This window comes from Mesorhizobium sp. M1A.F.Ca.ET.072.01.1.1 (genome assembly GCF_004023325.1).
In the GTDB taxonomy this organism is placed as follows: domain Bacteria; phylum Pseudomonadota; class Alphaproteobacteria; order Rhizobiales; family Rhizobiaceae; genus Mesorhizobium.
Window position 1 is genome coordinate 1 of the sequence record NZ_RZSF01000026.1, and the last position, 13,499, is coordinate 13,499.

11 protein-coding genes are annotated in these 13,499 nt (G+C 63.9%); 7 read left to right on the forward strand and 4 right to left on the reverse strand.

The genetic code is table 11. The annotated features are described in order from the left end of the window. From EOA32_RS06315 to EOA32_RS06330, 4 genes are all read right to left on the reverse strand, one after another. On the reverse strand, positions 1 to 490 hold a 490-nt coding region (locus EOA32_RS06315), incomplete at its 3' end, for an alcohol dehydrogenase catalytic domain-containing protein (protein ID WP_148669997.1). A 12-nt stretch (positions 491 to 502) separates the two neighbouring features. Beyond that, positions 503 to 2,296, reverse strand: coding sequence for a TRAP transporter large permease subunit (locus tag EOA32_RS06320; protein ID WP_189406945.1), 1,794 nt, complete (start codon positions 2,294 to 2,296; stop codon positions 503 to 505). Beyond that, entirely contained in the window at positions 2,293 to 2,898 is a 606-nt protein-coding gene (locus EOA32_RS06325; RefSeq protein WP_128371211.1) for a TRAP transporter small permease subunit, read from the reverse strand. Before EOA32_RS06325 ends, EOA32_RS06320 begins: the two co-directional genes overlap by 4 nt. Positions 2,899 to 3,141: 243 nt before the next feature. Next, entirely contained in the window at positions 3,142 to 4,047 is a 906-nt protein-coding gene (locus EOA32_RS06330; RefSeq protein WP_095776991.1) for a branched-chain amino acid ABC transporter permease, read from the reverse strand. A gap of 95 nt (positions 4,048 to 4,142) precedes the next feature. Between EOA32_RS06330 and EOA32_RS06335 the strand changes: the two genes are divergently transcribed. The 7 genes from EOA32_RS06335 to EOA32_RS06365 all read left to right on the forward strand — a co-directional run bounded on the left by EOA32_RS06335 (position 4,143) and on the right by EOA32_RS06365 (position 13,462). Continuing rightward, positions 4,143 to 4,751, forward strand: coding sequence for a CGNR zinc finger domain-containing protein (locus tag EOA32_RS06335; RefSeq protein WP_067003350.1), 609 nt, complete (start codon positions 4,143 to 4,145; stop codon positions 4,749 to 4,751). Next, positions 4,744 to 5,271 (forward strand): hypothetical protein, encoded by a 528-nt coding sequence (locus tag EOA32_RS06340; RefSeq protein WP_067324162.1) that lies wholly within the window; start codon positions 4,744 to 4,746, stop codon positions 5,269 to 5,271. The genes EOA32_RS06335 and EOA32_RS06340 overlap by 8 nt, the downstream gene beginning before the upstream one ends. 175 nt (positions 5,272 to 5,446) lie before the next feature. Then, complete coding sequence (locus EOA32_RS06345; protein ID WP_281013232.1) at positions 5,447 to 8,950, forward strand: indolepyruvate ferredoxin oxidoreductase family protein; 3,504 nt, start codon at positions 5,447 to 5,449, stop codon at positions 8,948 to 8,950. A gap of 255 nt (positions 8,951 to 9,205) precedes the next feature. Continuing rightward, positions 9,206 to 11,521 (forward strand): EAL domain-containing protein, encoded by a 2,316-nt coding sequence (locus EOA32_RS06350; RefSeq protein WP_128371213.1) that lies wholly within the window; start codon positions 9,206 to 9,208, stop codon positions 11,519 to 11,521. Positions 11,522 to 11,904: 383 nt separating this feature from the next. Continuing rightward, complete coding sequence (locus EOA32_RS06355; protein WP_095776995.1) at positions 11,905 to 12,666, forward strand: acyl-homoserine-lactone synthase; 762 nt, start codon at positions 11,905 to 11,907, stop codon at positions 12,664 to 12,666. Positions 12,667 to 12,815: 149 nt separating this feature from the next. After that, on the forward strand, positions 12,816 to 12,965 hold the full coding sequence (locus EOA32_RS06360) for a DUF3096 domain-containing protein (RefSeq protein WP_067003359.1): 150 nt from the start codon (positions 12,816 to 12,818) through the stop codon (positions 12,963 to 12,965). Between the two features lie 272 nt (positions 12,966 to 13,237). Beyond that, complete coding sequence (locus EOA32_RS06365) at positions 13,238 to 13,462, forward strand: aa3-type cytochrome c oxidase subunit IV (protein ID WP_067003362.1); 225 nt, start codon at positions 13,238 to 13,240, stop codon at positions 13,460 to 13,462. The last annotated feature ends 37 nt before the right edge of the window (positions 13,463 to 13,499 follow it).

A 13,499-nucleotide genomic window follows, 5' to 3' on the forward strand; every position in this document is an offset into this window, starting at 1 on the left:
CCACCGAGCCGCCGGGCCTGATTCCGGCTAGGTCGATGCCATGCAGGCAGCAGGCCAGCGGCTCGCAGAAGGCGCCATGCGTCGGCTTGAGGTTGCCGGGCAGGAGGAAGGCCTGGCCTTGCGGCATCACGACACAATCGGCGAAACCGCCGTCCCGGTGGATGCCGATAGCCCTGAGATTGCTGCACAAATTGACGCGGCCGGCCCGGCACTGGCTGCAGCGCCCGCAGGCGATGTTGGGGTCGCCCGTGACCCGATCGCCGACGGCGATGCCGGACACCGCGTCGCCGACCGCCTCGACGATGCCGCAGAATTCGTGGCCGAGCGTGACCGGCGGCGTGCACGGGAATTCGCCATGGAACAGGTGGCGGTCCGTGCCGCAGACGCCGCAGGCTTCGATCCGCACCAGAACATCCTCAGGCCCCGGCGCAGGTTTGTCGACCTCACGAAGGGCGATGCCGCCGATTGCTTCCAGCCGTACGGCTCTCATGACTTGGTCACCTCAGTTGAAACTCGGCGGCTTGGAAAGATCGGGCGCCGGCGCCGCCGGCTTGGCGGGGGCCGTATCGCCGAAATTCGGCGGCTGTGACAAGTCCGGGGTGCCAGGCGCGGCGGGCGCCGAGCCGCCACCGGCGGGCGCCGCGCCATTGTCGGCCGGCGTGCCGAGCGGCGCAAGTCCCGGCATGTCCGGCAGCTTGAGGTCGATCGTGCTCGGCTCGACGGCGGTGCCCTTGTAGCGCATCACCATTTGCGGGAAGGCGATGGTAAGCCCGATCATGATCACCTGGATACAGACGAACGGCACCGCGCCCCAATAGATCTGGCCGGTGGTGACCGGCGCGATCTGCTTGCCGGTGATGCGGTCGAGATAGGGCACGCGCGCCGCGACCGAACGCAGGTAGAACAGCGCGAAGCCGAACGGCGGATGCATGAAGCTGGTCTGCATGTTCACGCCAAGCAGCACGCCGAACCAGATCAGGTCGATGCCGAGCTTGTCGGCGGCGGGCGCCAGCAGCGGCACGATGATGAAGGCGAGCTCGAAGAAGTCGAGGAAGAAGGCGAGCACGAAAACCAGCACGTTGACGCCGATCAGGAAGCCGGTCTCGCCGCCCGGCAGTGAGGTCAAGAGATGCTCGACCCAGATGTGGCCGTTGACGCCGTAGAAGGTGAGCGAGAAGACGCGCGCGCCGATCAGGATGAACAGCACGAAGGCGGAGAGCCGCGTCGTCGAGGCCAGCGCCTGCTTGATGACATCCATCGTCAGCCGCCCCTTGAAGCCCGCCATGATCAGCGCGCCGACGGCGCCCATGGCACCGCCCTCGGTCGGGGTGGCGATGCCGAGGAAGATGGTGCCCAGCACCAGGAAGATCAGCGCCAGCGGCGGGATCAGCACGATCACCACCTGCTGTGCCAGCTTGGACATCACGTTGATGTGGAGGCGCTGGTCGGCGATCGCCACGATGTAGATGGCGATCACGCCGACGGTGGCGCCAAGGATGTCCGCATTGTCGCCATGCGTCGGCGCGAGGTAACGATAGGCCGCATAGGAAATCGCGCCGGTCACCATCAGCGCCACGATCAGCGAAATCACGCCGTGGCCGAGCGTGCGGGCCTCGAGCGGCAATGCCGGCATCGAGTTCGGCCGGACGATCGACATGATCAGGATGTAGAGCATGTAGATGCCGGTCAGAACGAGGCCGGGGATCAGTGCGCCCGCATACATGTCGCCCACCGAGCGTCCAAGCTGGTCGGCCAGCACAATCAGCACCAGCGAGGGGGGGATGATCTGGGCCAGTGTGCCGGAAGCCGCGATCACGCCCGAGGCGAGGCGCCGGTCGTAGCCGTAGCGCAGCATGATCGGCAGCGAGATCAGCCCCATGGCGATGACGGAGGCCGCCACCACGCCGGTCGTAGCGGCAAGCAGTGCGCCGACGAAGATCACCGCATAGGCAAGCCCGCCGCGGATCGGGCCGAACAGCTGCCCGACCGTGTCGAGCAGGTCCTCGGCCATGCCGGATCGCTCCAGCACGATCCCCATGAAAGTGAAGAATGGAATGGCCAGCAGCGTGTCGTTCGACATCACCCTGGTGCCGTAGAAATTATCCGGCAGCGCATGCAGCAGCGGCCAGGCGAGGTTGATCGAGCCGCCGGAATAGGGCGACAAGAGCACGCCGATGAAGAAGAACAACAGGCCGTTCGCAGCGAGCGAGAAGGCGACGGGGTAGCCGATCAACAGGAAGATGATCAGCGAGGCGAACATGATCGGCGCCATGTTCTGCGCGATGAACTCGATCATGAGCGCACCTCGCCGGACAGCGCCTTGGCTTCTTCGGCGAGCGTTTCGGCCTCGAGTTTGGCCTGGTCGTGGGCCGACACATAGGGAGTGGGATCCTCCATATCGCCGCGCATGATGGCGATCTTCTTGATGATCTCGGCGACGCCCTGGATGGCCAGCAGGAAGAAGCCGACGAGCAGGATGGCCTTGGCCGGCCAGACGATCAGCCCGCCGGCATTGGTCGACATCTCGCCGCTGCGGAAGGACAGCGACACGTAAGGCACGAAGTAGATCACCATCAGCACCACGAACGGCATCAGGAAGAGGAGATGGCCGAGGAGGTCGATCCAGTGCTGCACGCGGCGGGGGAACATGCCGTAGACGATGTCGATGCGGATATGGTCGTTCTGTTTCAGCGTATAGGCGGCGGCCAGCATGAAGGCGGCGCCGAACAGATACCACTGCAGTTCGAGCCAGGCGTTGGAGGAGATGTCGAACACCTTGCGGATGACCGCGTTGCCGGCGCTCACCAGGATCGCAAGCAGGATCAGCCACGAGACCCAGCGGCCGATGAACTCGTTGATGCGGTCGATCGTCGTGGATAGAGCGAGCAGCCCTGCCATGCATTTCCTCCCTCGCGCACCGGCCCCGAGAATCGCGTTCGATTTCGGAAAGCACGATGCCTAACTCAAAGTGCTGGCGCCGCGCCCGAGTCCCCCTCCGGTGTCGCGCCGCTTGGCCCAACGGTATGCAGTGCGTGGCCCGGATGGTCAACATGGCAAAGCACGTGCCGGCAACCCAGGCGACGAGCAACGGTAAAAACCGGTCACCTCACGGCGCGTCATGCAACCAAAGTCTGATGGGTTTCAGGCGACCTTGGCCTGGTCGCGGCCGGCGCCGATCAGCACCAGCATGGCGACGAGAAAGAGGTATATCCAGCCGTCGCGCCATTCGAGCGGGAAATAACCGGCCCACAGCGATTCGGCCATGCCGAAGGCCGCGGCACCGAGAGCAGCCTTGAGCGGCGACATGTAGCCGCCGACCGCCGTCACGAACAGGATCTTGAGGCCGTAGACGAGGCCCGTGCCGAAGCTGATGTTGCCGTAGTAGATGCCGGCGAGCATGCCGGCAAAAGCCGCGCAGAAGCCGCCATAGAGCACCGCGCGGCGGAACACCGCGGTGACGTCGATGCCGCACATCGCGGCCGCCTTCGGGTCGTCGGACACGGCCCGCCAGGCGCGTCCGAAGCGCGAATGCGAAAACAGCCAGGCGGCCACTGCCACCATCGCCATCACCGCCGCGCAATCCAAGAGCTGGATAACGGTGAGCGTCACCTTGAAGCCGGCACCCTGCGCGAAGACGACGGGTTGGGCGAGCATCGGCGGCAGCCAGAGATCATGCGTGTCGGCGGCGATGCGGCTTGCTTCCGACAGGAACAGCAAGATGCCGAGCGTCGTCACCACGATCGCATTAGGCGACCGGTCCGCCAGCCTCTCGAACACGCTGCGCGACAGCACCTGGCTGATCAGCACCGAATAGAGCAGGGCAGCAACGATACCTAGCGCGACCGAGGCAAACAGCGTCAGCCACAGCGCCTGATAGCCGAAGGCGGCGGTCAGGATCATGGTGTGGCCGCAAAAGGCAAACAGCGCGCCATAGGCAAGGTTGGTGCGGTGCAGGATGCCGTTGGTCAGCACGTAGCCGAAGGCGAGCAGCGCATAGAGCGCGCCCGAATGCAGCCCGTTCAGCACCTGCTGATAGAAATAGAGCATGGAGCATCCCTAGGGCCGCGCGAACTGGCCCCCGTTTCGAGCGTTGCATCCGAAATCTAACTTGTCAAATACGTTTTATCGGTTAGATTTCCGGCATGACGGTATCCTGGACCCCGCACCGCTTCACCGGCGGCATCCTCGCGCTCGACACGGCGAACACGGTCGTCCTGCGCAACGATCCGGAAAAGACCTTCGACCGTTTCGCTGATCCGGCCGAGATCGCCCGCTTCGCCGAGGCGGCGAGCGGCTTTCGCGCCGCCGAGCTTGGCGGCCGGCGGCTGGAGGCGCCTGAACCGGGCGGCATTGCCGCGGTCGTGCTGTCGATCCGCGAGGCGACGGACCGCCTGTTCCGCCATGCCGTAGCGAAAGGCGCGATCGCCGCCGGCCATCTGCCGGATTTCCTGACCGCCTGCGCCAACGGCCTCTCCGGCAGCAGCACCGAGATCGGCGCGCCGGGCAGGCCCTTTGGCGATCCGGCGACGCCGATCGCTTTCGAGGCGGCTTTGGCCGTCTCGGCGCTTTCGCTGCTGCGCGACGACACCGTTGCCAGGCTCAGGATCTGTCCGAACTGCAGCTGGCTCTTTCTGGACCGCAGCCGCAACTCAAGCCGCCTCTGGTGCGACATGGCCGTCTGCGGCAACCGCCAGAAAGCGAACCGCTATTATCGCCGCCGCACGGCGGCCAGGGAGGCCACCAATGCTTAGAAAATTCCGTTCGATCGCTCTCGGCGCGGCCCTGATCGCCGCGACGGCGCTCGGCGCCTGCCGCGACACCGGCAAGGAGCAGCTCTTCGCCATTTCCGGCAAGCTGTTCGAGTTCAACTACCGGCTTGGCATCGCCACCTATGTCATCACGCTGAGACCGCTGCGGCCGATGGGCGAGGGACAGATTGCGGTGGTGAATTTCCAGAATCCGGCCGGCGGCGACCCACTCATCGTCAACCAGAAGATCTGGCCGAAGCTCCCGCATATCACCTTGACCAGCCCGCCGCTCACCTGCGTGGTCAAGGACAAGCCCTATTCCGTGACGATCCGCATCGAAGATTCGAGCGGCACGTTGCTTCAAAGCCTCGAGACGACGATGACCTCCTCGGCGGACCAGACCATGCTGCCGGACCGGCCGCTGGTGATCGGGCCGAAATACGAGCTCAACCCGGACCTTGCCGGCCATCCCGACGGCAAGCTGCCGGATGCGCCCAAGCCGGATTGCTCGAAGGCGGCTTGAGGCCCGTTGACCGGTCGAAATTTTCGTGCGCTGCAAAGCGTTTAGCGTGCGATTGAATGCGGCGACCGCTTCCAGCGGGACCGTTTGTTGCGTGCGCTCTGGTCGCTGCGATTTCGTTTGACCTGTCCCGCAAGGGAAGAAAGACTGCGGCCTCTCACTCCGACGTTGGCCGCCGATCCACGGCGCGCCTCCGCAGAGGACATGCCTGATGACGCTGCATGACGTCGCGCTCGACGACAAGTTCGACCTTGGCAAGGAGCGCGTTTTCCTGTCCGGGGCGCAAGCCGTCGTGCGCATGCTTTTGATGCAGCGCGAGCGCGACCGCCGCGCCGGCCTCAACACCGCAGGCTTCGTCTCCGGCTATCGCGGCTCGCCGCTGGGCGGTCTCGACATGCAGCTGTGGAAGGCGAAGCGGCAGCTTGCGCAGGCCGACATCGTCTTTCAGCCGGGCCTCAACGAAGAGCTCGCCGCCACCGCCTGCTGGGGCTCGCAGCAGACCGAGCTGCTCGGCGAAGGCACCCATGACGGCGTCTTTGCCGTCTGGTACGGCAAGGGGCCGGGCGTCGACCGCTCCGGCGACGTTTTCCGCCACGCCAATCTCGCCGGCTCGTCGAGAAATGGCGGCGTTCTCGCCCTGATGGGCGACGACCACATGGCCGAATCCTCGACGAACGCACATGCCACCGAATTCCTGTTCGTCGACACCATGGTGCCGATCCTCAACCCCGCCGGCGTCCAGGAGATCATCGACTACGGTCTCTTAGGCTTCGCCATGTCGCGTTTCGCCGGCACCTGGGCGGCGATCAAATGCGTCAAGGACAATATCGAATCGACCGCTTCGGTCGACGCCTCGATCGAGCGGCTGAACATCGTCATTCCTGATTTCGACATGCCGCCGGGCGGCCTCAACATCCGCCACGAGATCGACATGCTCGGCCAGGAGGAGCGCCTGCAAGAGCACAAGCGCGCCGCCGCTTCCGCCTTCATCCAAGCCAACGGGCTCAATCGGACCGTCTATTCGGGCGGCAGCAACCCGAAGCTCGGCATCATCACTATAGGCAAGAGCTATCTCGACGTCCGCCAGGCGCTGGAGGATATCGGCATCGACGAAAATGCGGCCAATCGCATAGGCATCCGCCTGTTCAAGGTCGGCTGCCCCTGGCCGCTCGATTATCAGCATATCGCCGACTTCGCCCGCGGCCTCGACACCATCGTCGTCGTCGAGGAGAAGCGCTCGTTGATCGAGGTCCAGTTGCGCGAGAACCTCTACGGTTCCGCTATTCAGCCTGCCATCGTCGGCAAGAAGGACGAGCGCGGGGACTGGCTGTTTCCGGCCAAGGGCGCGCTCGACCCGAACGAGATCGCGATCGCGCTCGGCGAGCGTATCTTGCGCACCATCGGCCCCTTGGAGGAGATCGCGGCGCGCGTGGCGAAGCTGCGCCAGTTCCAGGCGATGCTCGCCGATACCGTCGACATCGGTTCGCGCACGCCGTTTTTCTGTTCGGGCTGCCCGCACAATTCCTCGACCAAGGTGCCGGAGGGCTCGCTTGCCGCCGCCGGCATCGGCTGCCACTTCATGGCGCTGTGGATGGACCGGAACACGGTTGGCTTCACCGCCATGGGCGGCGAGGGCGCGCAATGGGTCGGCCAGGCGCCGTTCTCCAAGCGCGGCCATATCTTCCAGAATCTCGGCGACGGCACCTACAACCACTCCGGCGCGCTGGCGATCCGCTTTGCGCTCTCCTCAGGCGCCAACATCACCTACAAGATCCTCTACAATGACGCAGTCGCCATGACCGGCGGCCAGCCGCACGAAGGTGGCCTCACCGTCGATATGATCGCCAGACAGGTGCGCGCCGAGGGCGTCGAGCGCATCGCCGTCGTCACCGACGAGCCGGCTAAATATGCCGGCAAGGCCGATTTCCCGCCCGGCGCCACGATCCATCACCGCGACGACCTCGACCTCGTCCAGCGCGAGCTGCGCGAGGTCAAGGGCGTGTCGGTGCTTCTCTATGACCAGACCTGCGCCGCGGAAAAGCGCCGGCGCCGCAAGCGCGGCACCTTCCCCGATCCCGACAAGCGCGTCTTCATCAACGAACTGGTCTGCGAAGGCTGCGGCGATTGCGGCGTGCAGTCGAACTGCGTCTCGATCCAGCCGGTCGAGACCGAATTCGGCCGCAAGCGCCGGATCGACCAGTCGAGCTGCAACAAGGATTTTTCCTGCCTCAACGGCTTCTGCCCCTCTTTCGTGACGGTGCATGGCGGCAAGATCAGGAAGGCCGAGGGGATTGCCGGCAAGAGCGATCCGCTCGAAGGCGTGCCGTCACCCGGCGAATTTCCACTCGGATCTCAGGGCTGGGCGGCGATCATCGACGGCGTCGGCGGCACCGGCGTCGTCACCATCGGCGCGGTGCTGGGCATGGCTGCCCATATCGAGGGCAAGGGCTGCGGCATGATCGACATGGCGGGCCTTGCCCAGAAGGGCGGCTCGGTCTTCACCCATGTCCGCATCGCCCCGACGCCCGAGGACATCCACGCCATCCGCGTTTCCGCTGGCAAGGCCGATCTTGTGCTTGGCTGCGACCTCGTCGTCTCCGGCGCCAAAAAGGTGCTCGCCGCGGTGCGAGAGGGCCATACCATGTTCCTCGCCAACACCGCCGAGATCATGCCCGGCGAATTCACCCGTTCCGCCGATTTTTCGCTGCCGGTCGAGCGGCTGAAGAAGGCGATCCGTGCCGCCGCCGGCGACGACAAGGCCCACTTCTTCGATGCCACCCGCACGGCGACCGCGCTGTTCGGCAATTCGCTCGGCGCCAACATGTTCATGCTCGGCTTCGCCTTCCAGCATGGCGGGCTGCCGCTCTCGGCCGAAGCCGTTGAAAAAGCGATAGAATTGAACGGCGAAGCGGTGGTGATGAACATCGCCGCCTTCCGCTGGGGCCGTCGCGCCGCGCACCAGCCGGATTTCGTGCGCGGCCTGGTCGGTCGTACCGGCAAGCCGGCGTCGGCACCCGAAACGCTCGACGACATTGTCGCCCGGCGGGTGGCTTTCCTCACCGCCTACCAGAACGCCGCCTATGGCAAGCGCTATTCCAACAGGATCGCGGCGCTGCGCGCAGCCGAGGCGAGAGCGGTTCCCGGCTCAACGGCCGTCACCGAGGCGGCCGCGAAAAACCTCTTCAAGCTGATGGCGATCAAGGACGAGTACGAGGTGGCCCGGCTTTACACCGACGACAGCTTCGCCGCCGATCTCGCAAGGCAGTTCCAAAGCTACGAAAAGCTGGAATTTCACCTCGCGCCGCCGATCCTCGGGCGGCGCGGCAATGACGGCAAGCCGAGGAAATCGAGTTTCGGCCCGTGGATGATGAAGGCATTTCGCCTGCTTGCTGTCATGAGAGGCCTGCGCGGCACCGCGTTCGACCTGTTCGGCCATACCGCCGAACGGCGCGCCGAGCGGCAACTGCTTGCGCAATACGAGGCCGATCTCGATCTGATCGCCGCAGCGCTTGCGCCGGGCAAGGTCGAGGCCGCCGCCGCTCTGGCCTCCGTTCCGGCGCTCATCCGCGGCTATGGCCATGTCCGGCAGGCCAGCGCCGCCAAGGCGTCCGAAGAGCGCTCCAGGCTGCTGCAGCGGCTGACCGAGGCCGCTCCGGTGCCCGTTCTCAGCGCTGCCGAGTGATTGCGCCAGACCAATCCCGAAGTTTTCGTCGGTCGGCCTAAAGTGCCTCGCGTCGAAATGGATCCAGGCGAGGCGCTTTAGGCCTTTGTTCGATGCAGGTCGTTCTCCCAAAAACCGCTGCGCACTTGTGGGTGACATGCGTTAGGTCCTTTGCGCCCTTGGCGGGCAGACCGAAGCCGCTGCTCAAGACGGTTCTGTTCTAAGCCTTTCTTAAGGCGGTTGTGTCATGACAAGGCTTAGCGTTGGGCCGACCCTATGGGCAAAACAAAGACCGAAAGCATCCCCGCGGATGTTTATATCCAATTTGTGCGGTCGTTGTTCGACAACGCGCACATGTTGTTGATCGGTGGCGCGTGCTACTGGATCCTCGGATTCATGATCTATCTGCGCACCCACAATCCCCTGTTCCTGGCGTTTTCTTTTGCCCTGCTTTCCGTCAGCCTTATCCGTTACTTCGGCATTCGCGGCTTCCTGAGGACAGGCGGCGCGATTGCCGATGTCGAACACGCGCAGCGGTTGGAGCGCAGCTACATCCTGAAGGGCTGCCTTCAGGGTCTCGGATTGGGCGCGCTGTGTTTCGTGTCGATCTACATATATCCCGAACCGTTCGCCGAGCTGGCGGCAATGTCGCTGACGCTGGCGACCCTGGTCACCGTTGTCGCCCGCAACTATGGGTCGCCGCGTATGGTGCGGATCTTTTCCGTGACCTTCATCGGTCCGGCGGCTCTCGCGCTCCTGCTGCGCATGGATGCGCCCTCCGTCGTCCTCGGCCTGATGATCATCCCGATGACGTTCATCACCATCACCGGCGCCGATCATGTCCGCAACGTGCTGTTCTCGGCGGTCATCGGCCACAAGCAGGCGAGAAACCTGACGCGCAGGTTCGACCGCGCGCTCAACACGATGTCGCACGGCCTGGTCATGCTCGGCCCCGACGGGCGCGTCGCCGTCGCCAATGCCGAGGCCGCCCATCTGATGTCGCTGAAATCGGCCGACGCGCTGCTCGGGCGCTCGATCCACGGCCTTCTGATGCGCGGCGTCGCCGGCGGCATGCTGGCACCGAAGGATTGCCGCTACATCGAGGCGCAGCTGACGCGCGCCTTGCGCGAGGGCCGGGACCGCAAGGTGCTCGTGTCGCTCGCCAATGGCCAGCACTACGAGTTCTCCGCGCGCGAAGGCAGCCAGGAACTCGGCGTCATCACCTTCGAGGACGTCACGGCCCGTGTCGAGGCGGAGGAAAAGATCCGTTTCATGGCGCGCTACGACAACCTCACCGGCCTGCCGAACCGTGCCTATTTTCACGAGCTGGTCGGCGAGGCCATGGCGTCCGGCGACCGCGACCGGCTCTGCGGCCTGGCGGTGCTCGACCTTGATGATTTCAAGAGCGTCAACGACACGCTCGGCCACCCGGTCGGCGACGGTTTGATCTACGCCGTAGCCGAGCGGCTGGCAGCGGTCGCCGGGCCGGGCATCAATGTCAGCCGCTTCGGCGGCGACGAATTCATGATCTATTTCGACCGCATCGAGGATGAGAGCCATCTCAGCAGCCTGCTCGACGAGATCTTCGCCGGCCTGCAGGGCGAAGTCGACGTCGCCGGTCACGGCCTGCGCATCCAGACCAGCGGCGGCGCGGTGTTGTCCGTGGTCAAGGACACCGACGTTGACGGCATGATCGTCAAGGCGGACCTCGCGCTCTACAAAGCCAAGGAGCTCGGCAAGAACAGCTGGCGGCTGTTCGAGGCATCGATGGACGCCGCCTTCCGCAATCGCCAGCTGATGAAGGCCGATCTGCGCACCGCCGTGCAAGCCAAGGAGTTGCGCGTCGTCTACCAGCCGATCGTGTCGATGAGCACCATGCGCATCGCCAGCTGCGAGGCGCTCTGCCGCTGGGATCATCCCGATCTCGGCCCGATTTCGCCGGGCGTCTTCATTCCGCTGGCCGAGGAGATGGGCATCATCTCCGAGATCAGCTCTTTCGTGCTGCAGGCGGCCTGCGCCGAATGCGCCAAATGGCCGGCCCAGACCAGCGTTTCGATCAACCTGTCGGCCAAGGACTTCCGCAACCGCGACGTCGTGCAGAAGGTGCGTGATGCCCTGGCGGCGTCGGGCCTTGCGCCGCACCGGCTCGAGATCGAGGTGACGGAGACTGCCCTGCTCGACGACAAATCGCTGACCCGCGAGCTGATCGAAGAGCTGAAAGCGCTGGGCGTCCGCATCGCGCTCGACGACTTCGGCACCGGCTATTCCAGCCTCAGCTACCTGCACAAGCTGCCGCTCGACAAGATCAAGATTGACCGCTCCTTCCTCATCGACGTGACCCAGAGCCCCCAGTCGCTCGATCTTCTGAAGGGTATCGTCGGCTTGACCCGGACGCTGGGCCTGGTCGTCACGATCGAAGGGGTGGAGACTTTCGAGCAGCTGAAGATATTGGTGCGTTCGGTCAAGCCGGACCTCGTGCAAGGCTTCCTGTTCGGCGCCGCGCTCAGCGCGTCCGGCATCGAGACGATGTCGAACGTCACCTGGCCGTTCGCCGCGGACCTGCGCCTCGCCCCCAGACGGTCGGCCAGATAGGGAATTTCATCAAGCAGGATTGAGAATGCGCGTTGCTTTGGCTACGCAGCCATTTTCGCCAAATCGGAAGGTTTTCACCCGAGTTTTTCAGATTCAAAAGCTCGCAATTGTTTTCTCTAAGCAATTCAATACAGCCGAGTATTTTGGCCAGATGTCCTATATTGCTGTCAGCTGCGGCGGCCCAGTCCTATCAGTTCTGGCAGCTGTGTACTCTTTGATATCGGATGCGAGCCAAGGTCCGGGCGCCCGGTCGACTTTTCCATGCAACCCTTTCCGGCGCATTGTTAAGGTTAACGGAAGGTAAACCAGCAGTATCGAATTTTCGGCTTGTGTCTCATTTTGACTCGAATAGCCTGTTTACAGGCGGATACGAGGACTTGAGAATGGATGCTGCAAGAAACGATGCGCAGGCTGGCGCCGGCGCAAATGCTGGCTCGGCGCTGAATCGTTCGATCATGCAATTGCTGGAGCATGTCGATTATCGTCTGATCACGGGGGGCGAGGATCTGGAGGCGATCTACCGTCTTCGCTATCAGTCCTACCTGCGCTCAGGCATGTGCGGCCCGATCGCCAGCGGGATGTTCGAGGATCGCTGGGACAACCTGCCGAATTCCTACCGGTTCGGCGTCTATTTCGATGGCCACTTGGTCAGCACGCTGCGGCTCCATTACATTTCCCGCGAGCACCCCTATTCGCCCTCTGTCGACGCCTATCCGGAAATCTTGGCCGAGCGGCTTGCCCGCGGAGAAACCTTCATAGACGGAACCCGGTTCGCAACCGACGCGGATAGCGCGCCCGCGCCCGGAGTCCTGCCTTTCCTGACGCTGAGGCTCGGCATGGTGGCTTCCAGCTATTTTGGCCAGACGGCCGTGCTGACGCCGGTCAAGGTCGAACATTCCGCTTACTACGCCCGCATCTTCCATGCCGTGCAGCGGACAGAAGGCAAGGTGTTTCCGGGTGTCCTTGCGCCGATCGCCTTGTTCGAGATCCCCTGTGGTGAAAACTTGCGCCAGACGCTCGACCGCTTCCCTTTCTTCAAGTCGACGCCGGTGGAGCAGCGGATGATGTTCGCCAATCCGGCCATCAACCGGCTCACCCCGCTGTCGATCGTACCGACGGCCAAATACTATCGCGATGCCGCCTGAACGGGCGTCCTTCCGTGCCTCGTGAACCTTCCCCGCCGCTCCCGCGTTACGAGTACCGGCGTCACTGATCATCGGCGGCGCCGCATTCTTGCCCCCCAGGCTTGTCGCCGGCTCAAATCGGGTTTTTCACGGGAAGGAGTACGATTATTATGACCATCCACTCGCTTGCGCTCACGCCCCTGATCTCGCTGATCGCCGGCATATTGATCCTGGTGATGCCGCGCCTGCTCAATTACATCGTCGCGCTCTATCTGATCGTGGTCGGCCTGCTCGGCCTGTTTCCGCACCTCGCCGCCTAATGCATCTCGCCCGGAACCGTGCAGCGGTTCTGGGCAACGGCACCCATCAAAAAGAGCTTTGAAGCGTCTCGCCTGAATCCGATTCAGCGCGACGCGCTTTAAAGGCCTACGACGCCCCTCGCCACGGCGAGGGCCTCCCATCGCAATTTTAGCTTCCGCCCATTTCAACTTTCGTTTGAGGCTGTTGTCGCCGGCCGTGCGGCAATAGCGCCATTGCTCTTGCTCGGGCTTTTCGCTATGTGCCTCGAAGGCATTTTCGAAGGGGTATTCCTATGGCTGATCACACGCCGACCGGTCCTGTCGAACTGGGCGCGCAGATGGACTATGCCGAGCATGATCGCACCTACAACGCATTTCTCACGCTCGCCAAATACGGCTCGCTCGTCTGCGCTGCCATTCTGCTGGCCATGGCCTTCGGCTTCTTCGCGGGCGGCTTCTTCTCGGCGACCATCCTGTTCATCGTGATCATGGCCGTCGGCTATTTCATTCTGCGGTAGACTTTCCAAGCCATTGCGTTCGACGTTTCGCCGGAGG

Coding starts and splice junctions, on each gene's coding strand:
- EOA32_RS06320 (WP_189406945.1), bottom strand. CDS start 2,296: ATGATCGAGTTCATCGCGCAGAACATGGCGCCGATCATGTTCGCCTCG.
- EOA32_RS06325 (WP_128371211.1), bottom strand. CDS start 2,898: ATGGCAGGGCTGCTCGCTCTATCCACGACGATCGACCGCATCAACGAG.
- EOA32_RS06330 (WP_095776991.1), bottom strand. CDS start 4,047: ATGCTCTATTTCTATCAGCAGGTGCTGAACGGGCTGCATTCGGGCGCG.
- EOA32_RS06335 (WP_067003350.1), top strand. CDS start 4,143: ATGACGGTATCCTGGACCCCGCACCGCTTCACCGGCGGCATCCTCGCG.
- EOA32_RS06340 (WP_067324162.1), top strand. CDS start 4,744: ATGCTTAGAAAATTCCGTTCGATCGCTCTCGGCGCGGCCCTGATCGCC.
- EOA32_RS06350 (WP_128371213.1), top strand. CDS start 9,206: ATGGGCAAAACAAAGACCGAAAGCATCCCCGCGGATGTTTATATCCAA.
- EOA32_RS06355 (WP_095776995.1), top strand. CDS start 11,905: ATGGATGCTGCAAGAAACGATGCGCAGGCTGGCGCCGGCGCAAATGCT.
- EOA32_RS06360 (WP_067003359.1), top strand. CDS start 12,816: ATGACCATCCACTCGCTTGCGCTCACGCCCCTGATCTCGCTGATCGCC.
- EOA32_RS06365 (WP_067003362.1), top strand. CDS start 13,238: ATGGCTGATCACACGCCGACCGGTCCTGTCGAACTGGGCGCGCAGATG.